At 40.9% G+C, this 13,462-nt stretch carries 12 protein-coding genes and 1 tRNA gene; 6 read left to right on the top strand and 7 right to left on the bottom strand.

Going from position 1 to position 13,462, the window contains the following annotated elements:
• Window positions 1–315: 315 nt before the first annotated feature.
• From KH943_RS05705 to KH943_RS05695, 3 genes are all read left to right on the top strand, one after another.
• Complete coding sequence (locus tag KH943_RS05705) at window positions 316–1,152, top strand: DUF5718 family protein (RefSeq protein ID WP_304108770.1); 837 nt, start codon at window positions 316–318, stop codon at window positions 1,150–1,152.
• Window positions 1,153–1,265: 113 nt separating this feature from the next.
• Window positions 1,266–2,111 (top strand): DNA ligase, encoded by an 846-nt coding sequence (locus KH943_RS05700; RefSeq protein WP_304108768.1) that lies wholly within the window; start codon window positions 1,266–1,268, stop codon window positions 2,109–2,111.
• A 135-nt stretch (window positions 2,112–2,246) separates the two neighbouring features.
• Window positions 2,247–3,521: an SLC13 family permease gene (locus KH943_RS05695; RefSeq protein WP_304108765.1), complete on the top strand. Its 1,275-nt coding sequence runs from the start codon at window positions 2,247–2,249 to the stop codon at window positions 3,519–3,521.
• A gap of 157 nt (window positions 3,522–3,678) precedes the next feature.
• Here KH943_RS05695 and KH943_RS05690 read toward each other — a convergent pair whose 3' ends face one another.
• On the bottom strand, window positions 3,679–5,337 hold the full coding sequence (locus KH943_RS05690; RefSeq protein WP_304108773.1) for a bifunctional metallophosphatase/5'-nucleotidase: 1,659 nt from the start codon (window positions 5,335–5,337) through the stop codon (window positions 3,679–3,681).
• A 116-nt stretch (window positions 5,338–5,453) separates the two neighbouring features.
• On the bottom strand, window positions 5,454–6,884 hold the full coding sequence (gene selA / locus KH943_RS05685) for an L-seryl-tRNA(Sec) selenium transferase (protein ID WP_304108763.1): 1,431 nt from the start codon (window positions 6,882–6,884) through the stop codon (window positions 5,454–5,456).
• A gap of 71 nt (window positions 6,885–6,955) precedes the next feature.
• Between selA and KH943_RS05680 the strand changes: the two genes are divergently transcribed.
• The 3 genes from KH943_RS05680 to murJ all read left to right on the top strand — a co-directional run bounded on the left by KH943_RS05680 (window position 6,956) and on the right by murJ (window position 9,195).
• Window positions 6,956–7,050, top strand: a tRNA-Sec gene (locus KH943_RS05680).
• 127 nt (window positions 7,051–7,177) lie between these two features.
• The gene (gene mioC, locus KH943_RS05675) at window positions 7,178–7,621 is read left to right on the top strand and encodes an FMN-binding protein MioC (RefSeq protein WP_304108760.1); all 444 of its coding nucleotides are present in this window, start codon (window positions 7,178–7,180) and stop codon (window positions 7,619–7,621) included.
• Between the two features lie 5 nt (window positions 7,622–7,626).
• Entirely contained in the window at window positions 7,627–9,195 is a 1,569-nt protein-coding gene (murJ, locus tag KH943_RS05670) for a murein biosynthesis integral membrane protein MurJ (RefSeq protein ID WP_304108757.1), read from the top strand.
• A gap of 63 nt (window positions 9,196–9,258) precedes the next feature.
• Here murJ and KH943_RS05665 read toward each other — a convergent pair whose 3' ends face one another.
• The 5 genes from KH943_RS05665 to KH943_RS05645 form a co-directional block, all read right to left on the bottom strand.
• Entirely contained in the window at window positions 9,259–9,807 is a 549-nt protein-coding gene (locus tag KH943_RS05665; protein WP_304108754.1) for an RBBP9/YdeN family alpha/beta hydrolase, read from the bottom strand.
• 136 nt (window positions 9,808–9,943) lie between these two features.
• Window positions 9,944–11,020 carry a class II fructose-bisphosphate aldolase gene (gene fbaA, locus KH943_RS05660; protein ID WP_304108753.1) on the bottom strand — a complete coding sequence of 359 codons (1,077 nt, stop codon included), beginning with the start codon at window positions 11,018–11,020 and terminating at the stop codon, window positions 9,944–9,946.
• 74 nt (window positions 11,021–11,094) lie between these two features.
• Complete coding sequence (pgk, locus tag KH943_RS05655) at window positions 11,095–12,270, bottom strand: phosphoglycerate kinase (RefSeq protein WP_304108751.1); 1,176 nt, start codon at window positions 12,268–12,270, stop codon at window positions 11,095–11,097.
• 202 nt (window positions 12,271–12,472) lie between these two features.
• On the bottom strand, window positions 12,473–12,913 hold the full coding sequence (rimI, locus tag KH943_RS05650; protein ID WP_304108748.1) for a ribosomal protein S18-alanine N-acetyltransferase: 441 nt from the start codon (window positions 12,911–12,913) through the stop codon (window positions 12,473–12,475).
• Between the two features lie 107 nt (window positions 12,914–13,020).
• The coding region (locus KH943_RS05645; protein ID WP_304108745.1) for an IS3 family transposase at window positions 13,021–13,462 on the bottom strand (442 nt) is incomplete at its 5' end.

Here is a 13,462-nt window from a genome sequence, read left to right as displayed (position 1 = left end):
AAGTGCCCACACAGATTGTCTGATAAGTTGTTAAAGAACAAAAAGAAACGACGCACTGCATATCAATCTGAATCGTTCACAACAGTGCGTCGTTGTGTGAGGTGCATTATAGAGAAAAATTAAAACCGTGCAAGCACTTTTTGCAAAAAATTTTAAAAAATTTACCGCCTGTTGAAACTTTATGCAAAAAGTATAGATAAATACCATTTTTAGATAATTTTCTATACATTTTAGCAGAAGGATTTTTCAAATAATTGTAATTCGGAGTAAATCCCTTTAAAGTATCTCTACTTTTTCTTTCTATAAGGCAACATTATGACATTTAAAAATTTCATCGGCTTTGGCGTAGCGGGCAATTTTGCAGGACATTTAGAGCAAGCGGGCGAAGCAGCGGATTTCGTAGTGGTAAAAACCGAAGAGGCAATTCAACCAAAAGCCATTTTCCCATTCTATGTGCCAAGTGAAACACTTGCACCAACCGAGCAATTTCTTTCTACTTATCCTTTAACACACGACACTATTGCATTCCCAAACGATGCAGACAATCTGCAAATTGAGCCCGAAGTTGCTTTAATTTGTAACATTGAATATCAAGATGGCAAAGTAGTTGCCTTAAAACCAACCCATTTTGCGGCTTATAACGACTGTTCAATCCGCCGTCCAAACGCACGCAAAATCTGTGAAAAGAAAAACTGGGGTGTAAATTCTAAAGGCATTTCTGCCACCCACATCGCTTTAGATAAATTCGAGCAAGGCGGAAACCTTGACCAATATAACATTGCTTGCTTCCACAAACGCGATGGCAAGCTCAACACTTATGGTGAAGACAGCCCAGCCGTCAGCTACAGCTACTTCCACCAAAAATTGTTGAACTGGATTATCGACAAAATGAACAACCAGCCTGATCAAGGCCCGATGAATCACATTGCAGAATTGATTAAACAAGCAAACTACCCTGCTCAAGCAATTATCAGCATCGGTGCAACGCGTTACACCCCATTTGGTGAAACCAACTTCTTACAAATGGGCGATACCAGCATCGTGGTCGTATATAACTCCACAAAATATACTCACGAACAAATTGTTGAGATGGCAGAAAAAGAAGAGTTCGCGGAAGAAGGCATTTCCGCTCTTGTTCAAAAAGTGAAATAACCATAGGCGGTCAAATTTCTGATTATTTTTGCGATCTCGCTCGAAAATCTCACAAAATTTTCTGAACGCAATTTTTCTTTCTTTTATAGTGCTTCCATTTTGGAGGCACTTTTATGTTCAAACGACTCATTTGGCAAATTCTTTTCCTTTCCTTACCGCTTGCACCCCTTGCGAAATCCTCTGATTTAATGCTCCTGCAAGAATATAAAAATCAAGATATTTCAGGTTGGGTAATGAGCGAAAAACTGGATGGTGTGCGAGCCTATTGGGACGGCAAGCAATTAATCAGCCGCCAAGGCAATCCTTTCAACCCGCCCTATTATTTCCTACAAAACTTTCCCTCTTTTGCCATTGATGGCGAACTTTTTAGCGAACGAGGCAAGTTTGAAGACATTTCTGGTACAGTTCGTTCCGCAGAACCCAAAGGCTGGTATAAGTTGAAGCTGCATGTTTTCGACGTGCCAAATGCAGCGGGAAACCTGTTTGAACGCTTGGCAACCTTAGAAAATTATCTGCGGAAACATCCAACGCCTTATATTCAGATTATTTCACAAATTCCCATTCAAGATCAGGCTCATTTACAACAATTCTACCAAGCGATTTTGAACCAAGGCGGTGAAGGCGTAGTGGTAAGAAATCCGAATGCACACTATATTCGCGGTCGTTCGGCTCAAATTCTGAAAATGAAACCTGTAGCGGATGAAGAGTGCACTGTCGTTGCTCATCATCAAGGAAAAGGCAAACACGCCCATCGTCTTGGTGCAATTACCTGTGAAAATCATCGCGGACGTTTTCGAATTGGTTCTGGCTTTAAAAATAAAGAGCGAGAAAATCCACCAGCGATTGGGAGTCAAATCACTTACCGATATCGTGGCTTAACACAACAAGGTAAGCCCCGTTTTGCTACTTACTTACGTGAGCGTAATGAAATCTTACGAAACACAGATCAAACCAGATAGGAAACAACCAAAAATAGTATTTATTTTAATCTATTTCACTCCAAAATCTGCCTTTTATTGCGTTGGATCAATCCTATCCCCCTCAAGTTAGGTATGATAGCAAGCTAAATTTCAATCCTTCAAAGGAGCTTATCCATGACTCCAAGTGTAATTACACTCTGTTTTCTCGGCTTTGCCGTTTTGATGTTTGCACTCGAAAAACTACCGCTTGCTGTTACCGCAATGGTGGTAACCGTTGGTTTAGCCGTCACAGGCGTATTGCCACCAAAAGAAGCCTTTTTAGGTTTTGTCGATACCAACGTGATTTTATTCGTCGCAATGTTTGTGATCGGTGGAGCCTTGTTTGAAACAGGTATGGCGAACAAAATTGGTGGCGTAGTCAGCCGTTTTGCTAAAAGTGAACGCCAATTGATGGTTGTACTAATGGTCATTACTGGCTTGATGTCTGGTGTATTGTCCAACACGGGCACGGCAGCCATTCTCATTCCTGTTATTCTCGGTATTTCTTCTAAGTCGGGCTTTGCACGCTCACGTTTACTGATGCCAATGGCATTTGCATCCACACTTGGAGGCAACCTTTCACTTATCGGCTCACCAAATAACTTAGTAGTGCAAGGTGTATTATCACAAACTGGTTTAAAATTTGCCTTCTTCGAATATGCAAAATTAGGTTTACCGATTTTAGTGGCGGGCATTCTCTACTTTGCTTTTATCGGCTATCGCTTCTTGCCTGCACAACCCAACGTCCACGTGGAAGAAGAGGAATACAATGCGTTCCATAACCATCACAATCTAATCCCACAATGGAAACAATATTTGTCATTATTGATACTTGTCGGTACGCTACTTGCGATGGTGTTTGAAGATGTGATCGGCATCAAACTCTATATTTCAGCTTGTATTGGTGCCTTGATTTTAGTCATTATGCGCGTCATTACCGAAAAACAAGCCTATCAAGCAATTGATAGCCAAGTAGTCTTCTTATTTGCAGGAACACTTGCCCTTGCCGATGCCTTACAACGCACTGGAGCTGGTGCTGACATCGCCCATTTGATTTTAGGCTTACTAGGCGATAATCCCAATCCATCCTTGTTACTGCTCACAATTTTATTATTAAGCTGCTTACTGACTAACTTTATGTCAAACACCGCAACAGCTGCTCTTCTTGCTCCAATTGGGCTTTCTATTGCAGGCTCGCTCGGTGCTGATCCTAGAGCAGTCTTGATGGCGATAGTAATCGGTTCATCTTGTGCCTTCGCAACGCCAATCGGTACACCAGCCAATACGATGGTGCTTTCAGTCGGTCATTATCGTTTTGCTGATTATGCCAAAGCAGGTGTACCACTCATAGCAGTAACCATTATTGTGGCAATGATCTTACTACCGATTTTCTTTCCATTCTTTCCATAACGGAATAGATGGAATAATAAGCAGTTATTTTTGGAGAAACATTCGGTATTATGTGGTATAGAAGACAAAATATTAGCCACTTTTTATTTGAAACTTGCCCATATTCTGATAGTGAGTAAATACACAAAAGGGCGGAAATTCCGCCCTCATCACTTAATTAAATCCCAATAATCTTCCAGCGATTGTGTGAAACACCTTCCACTTTGCCTTTTTTCACGTTAGTGATGTAGTCGATCATCATATTTTGGATCGTACCTTTCTCTTGACCCATTGCCACTTTAGATTCCCAAAGGGTTGGGATTTGCTGACCTTCCCAAATCCCGCCTTTTTTGGTCATTTGACCGAAGCGGTAAGAGTTCATACCAAGTTTGATTTTCATATCATCAGTTACAGGAGTACCATCGGCAAGTTTCAGATCGACGATTTTCTCACCGCTTAGTTTGCGTAAGTCGATGTTGTAGCTTACGCCCCCGAAAATATCAAACGTCACATATTTCGATTTTTTACGCTCTGCATTGTAACGGTATTCAGTATCACCTGGTTGAATGGTGTCGAAGTAGTTAGCAGACCAGTTCATGTACTCTTTAAACTGTTTGCCTGTGACTTCATAAACGGTCACATCGCCACCTGCATAGCGGTAGTTAAAGATGATATCTTTTTTCTTGATGTCGCCTTTATCCATACGTGCTTTTTCGTGATCGAAAGCGAAAGAAACCACATCTGCTTTACTGTAATAGCGTTCAACATCGGTAATCAATGAAGATAAACCTGTGTCTTGTAAGAAACTCACGGAAACGCCATGTTTGCGTTCTTGTGGCACCATATCGGTTGCACTTTGACCAATGGTCACGTTGTTTAAACGACGTAATTCTTCGTGGTAGGGTTTGTAGATTTCCACGATTTCAGGATCGGCTTCGTAATCTTTCACAGGCACGGTTTTTGCCGTTTTTGAAAGTAATTTCACTTTGCCGTCTTTGTCCACATCAAAGGTTAAATCTACTTCAGAAACCACCGTGCCGTAGCGGTGTGGTTCAGTAACCACAGTATCTTTGATAGTTTCAGAAGAAACGTTTTTGTGCATATGCCCTGCAATGATCACATCAATGCCTTCCACGTTATTGACTAAATCTGCCACGCCTGTGTCTGGAATGTTGTTTTCGTTCTCAATCCCCATATGAGCTAGCACCACAATCGCGTCCACGCCTTTTTCTTTTAAGGCTTTGATTTGTGCTTTTGCTTCCTCGCTTGGCGAGCTGAACTTCATATTTTTGAGATGACCTGTATCTTCTTCAAATTTCGCCGACATTGGAGTGGTTAAGCCGATAATCCCTAATTTTACGCCATCTTTTTCGATAATCGTGGTCGGCTCAATATAGCGTTTACCGTCTTTATGATAGAAGTTTGCGGTTAATTGCTTCGCCTTCATATCTTTTAGGATTTCATCTAACGCGGTCATACCGAAGTTAAATTCGTGGTTGCCGAGAATGAAAATGTCGTAATTCATTGCATTCAGCACTTTCGGCACGGGGTTGTCTTTGTAGTATTTTTCGGTTTTAGCAAATACTTCCACTTGGTTATCTTGAATCGCATCACCAATATCCACCAAAATTAAATCTGGGTGAGATTTACGCACTTCTTTTACATAGGTCGCGATTTGTGCATAAGAGCCTGATTTGTCCTCTACGTCCGCACCGTAAGACCATGGCACAATACGACCGTGAACATCTGAGGTGCCTAAAAATTTAACGTTTACTTCTTTTGCTACGGCAACAGAAATTGCAGAAAGTGCAAAAAGGGTTGTCAGTAGTTTTTTTATAAAAATCCTATTGAGGGGCTGGTGGTGAATATCACAATAAAAAAATCCCCCTCTTTAGAAAAGAGGGGGTAGGGGAGATTTGATAACGATGTTCAATTCTCAGATGAACTCCGTTTTCATTTCTGCCAAATCTCCCCCTGCCCCTCTTTGCCAAAGAGGGGAGTATTAAAAGACAGCATCTCAATCAACGCCTCAAACTGCGTAACAGAACGCAAATCCAACCAAAATTTTTTATCGGAAAAACGCCCGATAATCGGGGTTGGTAATTGTTTAAACTGTTGCTCTAATGCTAATAAATCACTCTGTTTTTCACTCTCGATTGTAACAGCAACAGAGGGAAGTTTTTCCGTTGGCAAAGCCCCACTGCCAATCTGGGCAAGGCTTGGCTCAACTTGCAAAATATAGTGTGAATTTAACCGCTTGCCTAATACTTCTTTGAGCTTTTCTGCTCGGATTTTCAGCAAATCAACCGATTGCGTGAGCAAATTCAAAGTCGGTAAAGTTTCAGACAATTTTTCAGGTAAAAGATATTGGCGAAGGGTCGCCTCCAACGCCGATAAAATCACTTTATCGCAACGCAACACACGCTTAAGTGGATGAGTTTGCAGTTCCTCAATCCATTCTTTTTTGCCGACAATAATGCCCGCTTGAGGTCCTCCCAATAACTTATCACCCGAAAAAGACACCAAATCCACGCCTGCCGCGACTTTTTGTTGCACCATCGGCTCGGCAGGTAAACCAAGCGATGCCATATCGGTCAGTGAGCCACTGCCTAAATCGCTTATTACTGGCAAGCCAAACTCTTTGCCAAGTGCAACTAATTCTTCCTCTGGCACGGAACTGGTAAAGCCCTCAATATGATAATTGCTCGTGTGCACCTTCATCAAAAAGGCGGTATTTTCATTGATCGCATTACGATAATCTTTAAGATGTGTGCGGTTGGTCGTGCCGACTTCCACTAGCTTACACCCCGCCTGCAACATAATATCAGGAATGCGAAATGCCCCACCAATTTCGACCAATTCCCCCCTTGAGACAATCACTTCTTTATCTTTAGCGAAAGTTGCCAACATCAGCAACACCGCTGCCGCATTGTTATTTACCACGCAAGCCGCTTCCGCACCCGTGATCTTGGTAACCAGCTCAGAAATATAGAGATCACGATGCGATCTTCTCCCCTCATCAATATCAAACTCCAATGCCACATTACTTTGCATCGCACAGGTCGCCGCTTGAATTGCCGCTTCTGACCATAATCCACGTCCTAAATTCGTATGCAACACCGTGCCCGTTAAGTTAAATACAGGGCGAAGTTGCACTGATTGCAATTGGGAAAGGGAATGGAAAAGCTGTGCAAAAAGCGTGGTTTCATTGGTCAAAAAATCGGGCAAGGAGTGATGATGTTGGATGTGACAGCGAGCCTGTTCAATCAATAAACGCAGCTGCTCGACCACGGCTTGATGTCCAAATTGTTGAATAAAATCGACCGCTTGTGGCTGTTTGAGTAGCTTATCGACCGACGGGATTTGACGAAATAAATGTTGCATAGCCAAGAATTGAGAAATCTAAACGTTGGATAATTCTAATAAATAAAGTAGAATATAGCTACTTTTAAAACGGAAGGTCGTCATCTCTGGTGAGGTGGCAGGACTTCAAATCCTGTTGAGGACGCCAGCGTTCTCGGGTGGGTTCGACTCCCATGACCTTCCGCCAAATGCTTTTCAAGTCTCATTTCTAACCAAACTCACTCGTAGGGACAGGGTTTATTCCTGTCCTTCATTTATAAGAAAAAGGAAGGAATAACTCCCCTTCCCTACGAATATCATTCAAAGGAAAATTTATGACCCAATCCATTTGCATTATCACAGGCAGCACCTTAGGTGGTGCGGAATATGTTGCCGATCACCTCGAAAGTTGTTTAACCGCTAAAGGTTTTGAAGTTGAATTATTTAACAACGCTCAACTTGCAGATATTCAATCGCAATCCATTTTAATCGTGGTGACCTCAACCCACGGTGCAGGCGAACTACCCGATAATATCAAGCCTTTGTTTGAAGAACTCGAAAATCAACCGCTTGATTTTAGCCAAATGAAGTTTGGTGTAGTTGGGCTTGGAAGCTCTGATTACGACACCTTCTGCCACGCAGTGGATATTGTTGAAAATACTTTAAAGGCAAAAGGTGCAACACAGGTGTGCGACTCGGAGCGTATTGATACCGTGACTAATTTTGAACACGATGAAACAGCAGAAAATTGGCTGGAAGGACTCCTTCAACAATTGTAATTCCTATGAGCAAAAAACTTCTAAAATCTGGCGTATTAGTCAGTGGGCTGACCCTTGTTTCTCGCGTGTTGGGCTTAATCCGCGATATGATCGTAGCAAGCGTACTCGGTGCAGGGGCGATGTCGGATGTCTTCCTTTTCGCTAACCGTATCCCTAATTTCTTGCGTCGTTTATTCGCTGAAGGAGCATTTTCCAAAGCATTCGTGCCAGTTTTAGCCGAATATAATGCGGATAATGATCTTAATAAAACTCGTGAATTTATCGCGAAAGTATCAGGTTCGCTTGGCTTGGTTGTATCGGTTGTCACGTTGTTGGCAATGGTCTGCTCACCTGTAGTTGCCGCACTTTTTGGTACAGGCTGGTTTATGGATTGGCTCAATAACGGTGCCGATGCAGAGAAATTTACACAAGCCTCGTTATTGTTGAAAATCACTTTCCCTTACCTCTGGTTTATCACATTTGTCGCCCTTTCAGGCGCAATACTCAATACGCTTGGTAAATTTGGCGTGATGGCATTTTCTCCTGTGTTGCTAAACGTGGCAATTATCGCAATGGCAATCTTCGGGGCAGATTATTTTAAACAACCAGATATTGCCCTTTCGTGGGGAATTTTCTTAGGCGGTTTGCTACAATTCTTATTCCAAATTCCATTTATGAAACAAGCGGGCTTGCTAGTGAAACCTCAATGGGCGTGGAATGATGAGGGTGTAAAAAAAGTACGTACGCTGATGTTGCCTGCAATTTTTGGTGTATCAGTCACCCAAATCAATCTCTTATTGAACCAAGTGATCGCCAGTTTTTTGGTTACAGGTTCTATCACTTGGCTTTATTATTCCGACCGCTTGATCGAGTTCCCTCTGGGTATTTTCGGTATTGCCATTTCTACTGTAGTGCTTCCAACGCTATCGCGAATTGCTAAACAGAAAGAACTGAATAAAACTGAGCGTCAAGCTCAATTCCAAACTACAATGGATTGGGGCGTGAGAATGGTGTTATTACTCGGTATTCCTGCAATGATTGGGCTTTCTACCCTTTCGCAACCAATGATAATGACACTCTTTATGCGCGGTAAATTTGGACTTTCGGATGTGATTGCCTCTAGCCATTCGCTCTGGATTATGTGCTTAGGGCTAAATAGCTATATGCTCATTAGCATTTTAGCGAACGGCTTTTACGCCAACCAAAATACCAAAACACCAGTAAAAATTGGTTTAATTTCGACCGCTTGTAATATGAGCTTCGGCTTGCTTGCTATTCCATTTGGTTACTTAGGTTTAGCGATGGCTTCGGCGTTGTCAGCTGCAGTGAATGCCTCGTTGCTTTATCGTCAGCTATCTAAACAAGGGATTTATCATATCTCTCGTAAAACAATTTTCTTTATTTTGAAAGTAGCCATTGCGGCTTTTGTGATGGGCGGATTAGTCCATTATTTCTCCCCGCATTTAGACGCCTGGTTTGAAATGAGTATGTTAATGAAAGTCTATTGGCTTGGCAGGTTGATTATGCTTGCAGCGATCAGTTATTTTGCGATGCTATTTATTTTAGGTGTTCGCAAGCGGGATTTTAGGGAATAATCTCAATTTTAAAGGTCGTAGAATAGAAATTCTACGACCTTTGATCTTTATTTTAAGCAAGATTTACTTACAAAGGCTTATTTTATGAATTAACTCCAGCACAATCGGCAATTCAGTCACGCCTTCACGATCTAAAAAATGTCCACCTTTTGGTAATCGGATATATTCTGCACCTAGAAATTGAGCCAAATGATCGCTATATTGATGAGGCACGATATGGTCGTTAAGTGAGGCTAACACAAAAGAGTTTTCTGGCTTGTAAGCGGTCAAATTTTGGTAAAAATCAACAAAGCAGTCTAATTCAGGCAAATTCGGCAATTTTTCATAAAATCCAGAAATAAAAATAACGCCTTTGATTTTCTGCTGTTGTATTGCAAGAAAATTCAGTGTAGCAATACATCCCAAGCTATGCCCGATCAAAATTGTATTTTCATCAAGCATGATTTTTTCTTGATGATATTTTAGCCACATTTCAGGCATAGGATTATCAGAGTTTGGCATCGTTAAACGCTGACATTCAATCCCTTGCTCAGCCAATTTTTTTTCTAACCATGGAAACCAATGTTTATCTTTGTTTGCTGTATAGCCGTGAGTAATATAGATTCTGATCATGATTTTTTCCCCTAGCAAATATTCTTAATAAAAGAGCTCTATTAACCCTGAATAAACCTTTCTCACATTTCCTACAAATCTTAGATAGAAAAAGACCGCTTTTGCAAGCGGTCTAAAGTTGCGACAAGTTTACAAATTATAATACGTTTACGCAGTTTAAGTCTTCGAAAGATTGCTCTAAGCGTTTAGACATAGATTCTTCCATTTTACGTAACCAAACGCGTGGGTCGTAGTATTTTTTGTTTGGTGAATCAGGACCTTCTGGGTTACCTAATTGACCTTGTAAGTATGCTTCATTCGCTTTGTAGAAGTTTAAGATACCGTTCCAAGATGCCCATTGTGTATCCGTATCGATGTTCATTTTGATTGCACCGTAGCTGATTGCTTCACGGATTTCTTCGCGAGATGAACCTGAACCACCGTGGAATACGAAGTTGATTGATTTTGCAGGTAAGTTACGTTCTTTAGAAACGAACTCTTGTGAAGCACCTAAAATAGATGGTTTTAATTTCACATTACCTGGTTTATAAACACCGTGTACGTTGCCGAATGCTGCTGCAACGGTAAAACGTGGGCTTACAGGGTTTAATTGGTCGTAAACGTATAAAACGTCTGCTGGTTGAGTGTATAAACGTGATTCATCAACATCTGAGTTATCTACGCCATCTTCTTCACCACCAGTGATACCGATTTCGATTTCAAGGGTCATTCCCATTTTGTCCATACGAGCAAGGTATTCACGGCAGATAGCCATATTTTCTTCCATTGGCTCTTCAGATAAGTCAATCATATGAGATGAGAATAATGGGCGACCTGTTTCTGCGAAGTATTTTTCGCCTGCATCTAATAAACCGTCGATCCAAGGTAATAATTTTTTTGCCGCGTGGTCTGTATGAAGGATAACAGGCACACCGTATTCTTGTGCTAATGCGTGAACGTGTTTAGCCCCTGCGATTGCACCTAAAACATCTGGACGAGCACCTGAAGTTGGTTTGATACCTTTACCTGCGTAGAAAGATGCACCGCCATTTGAGAATTGAACGATAACTGGTGCTTTAACACGTGCAGCTGTTTCTAATACTGCATTGACAGAGTCAGAACCTACACAGTTTACCGCTGGAATTGCAAAGTTATGTTCTTTTGCATAGGCAAAGATTTTTTGAACATCATCACCTGTAACCACACCTGGTTTAACAATATCTAATAAACCCATTTTTTGTTTCCTCTAAATGTTAAAAATTTGATTTTTGATCCCTCTTTACTAAAGAGGGAAGACTAAATTAGAAATTAACCTTTCGCACGTTGTTCTAAGATTTCAACCGCTGGTAATACTTTACCTTCTACGAATTCTAAGAATGCGCCGCCGCCTGTTGAGATGTAAGAGATTTTATCTGCAATACCGAACATATCGATTGCCGCTAAAGTATCACCGCCACCTGCAATAGAGAATGCACCGTTTGCAGTTGCATCAACGATTGCTTGTGCCACGATTTCTGTCCCTTTACGGAAGTTAGGGAATTCAAACACGCCTACAGGGCCATTCCACAGAATAGTTTTCGCACCACGGATAATCGCAGCTAATTCTTCTGCTGATTTATCACCGATGTCGAAGATTGACTCATTTTCAGCCACTTCGTTCACCGCTTTTTCAACTGCTGGTGCAGTTTCAGAGAATTCTGTACCCACGCGAACATCTACTGGCACAGGAATGTTAGTTGCTTTTGATAAACGTTGTGCTTCAGGGATTAAATCTGCTTCATATAAAGATTTACCTACATTGTGACCTTCAGCCGCAATGAAAGTATTTGCGATACCACCACCAACAATAAGTTGATCAGCGACTTTTGATAAACTGTCTAAAACAGTTAATTTGGTAGAAACTTTTGAACCACCCACGATTGCCAACATTGGGCGTTGTGGTTCTTTTAACGCTTTGCCTAGTGCGTCTAATTCAGCTGCTAATAATGGACCTGCACAAGCAACTGGTGCGAATTGTGCTACACCGTGAGTTGATGCTTGAGCACGGTGTGCCGTTCCGAATGCGTCCATTACGAATACGTCGCAAAGTGCAGCGTATTTTTTAGACAATTCTTCTTCGTTTTTCTTCTCACCTTTGTTTACACGTACGTTTTCAAGCACAACAATTTCGCCGTCTTTTACGTCCACGCCATCTAAATAGTCGCGTACTAAACGTACTGGCACACCTAAATCTGAAGCATTTAAGTAATCAACGACAGGTTGTAGAGAATCTTTCTCTTCAAATACACCTTCAGTCGGACGACCTAAGTGTGAAGTTACCATCACTTTAGCACCTTTTTCTAATGCTAATTTTAATGTAGGGATCGTTGCACGAATACGTGCATCTGAAGTAACTTTGCCCTCTTTAACTGGCACGTTTAAATCCGCACGAATGAAAACGCGTTTACCTGATAAATCAAGGTCTGCCATTTTGATAACTGACATAGTGAGTTCCTCTTTTTAATCAAATTTAAAAATATAAAAACGGCTTGATTATACCATTTTTTGATTAGATTTTATGAATATAGATCAAATAATGCTTTATTTTCTTCATAAAAGAAAATAATTTGACTACTCAACTCGTAAAATATTTTACTTTTTCGACCGCTTGAATAGTAAATTGTTTTTACTTTATACGCCAAATTGATTATAAATACAACGCCATCACAATGGCATTCTCTTTTTTTCCATCAGGTAAAGGGTAATAATGCTTGCGAATGGTTACCTCGTTAAAGCCTAGCTGGGTATAAAGCTGTTGAGCTTTAGTATTGGATTCCCGCACTTCAAGCCAAAGCGTGAGCACACCTTGTTTGCCCAATTCTTCAATTAACCCTTGCAATAATACTTTGCCATAGCCTTTACCTTGCTCGGTGGGATCGACAGCAATATTAAATAGCGTAGCTTCATCCAACACGATATTGCAAATGGCAAAGCCAACAATATTATTGCGTTGATTAAGCAATTTTAGATTTAAATAACGCTCACCTTGGTTATTCAACAACGTACCTTTTGACCAAGGTATAATATGTGCTTGTTGTTCAATTTCGAATAAACGATCGAAGTCGGTTGAGATAATGTGTTCAATCATAGTCTTTTTCTATAAAAAAATAAGCGGTTAAATTTTATGTAAATTTTGCAAAATCTACAATAAATTTAACCGCTTTATGATCTGCCCCCAAAAAGTTGGACAGTTAGTTAACTTAAATATTGAGCTCTGTATTGTACTGGGCTCAATCCTTTTAAACCAAGTATAATTCGTTTTTGGTTGTAATACACTAAATATTCTTCAATTTCAGCCTGTAATTCAGCAATTGAATGATAAGTCCGAGAGTAAAAGCACTCTGATTTTAATATTGCAAAAAAGCTTTCAATCACCGCATTATCGTAACAATTTCCTCGGCGACTCATACTTTGCACCGCTTTACCCTTCAACATCTTTACCCATTCCGCCGAGCCATACAATACGCCTTGGTCGCTATGAATAATCGGGCATTCTGTCGGTTTAAGCCGACTAAGCCCTTGTTCTAACATCTTTTTTACCAATGAAAATTTGGGGCGTGTTGAAAAGTTATAGGCAATAATTTCTCGGTTAGCCAAGTCCATCAACGGTGAAAAATAAAGCTTTTCTTGCGTAAAA

Source organism: Haemophilus parahaemolyticus, from assembly GCF_018373095.1.
Taxonomy (GTDB): domain Bacteria; phylum Pseudomonadota; class Gammaproteobacteria; order Enterobacterales; family Pasteurellaceae; genus Haemophilus_A; species Haemophilus_A parahaemolyticus_A.
Note: the sequence above shows the minus strand (reverse complement) of the source record. Positions and strands in the feature narration are given on the sequence as shown.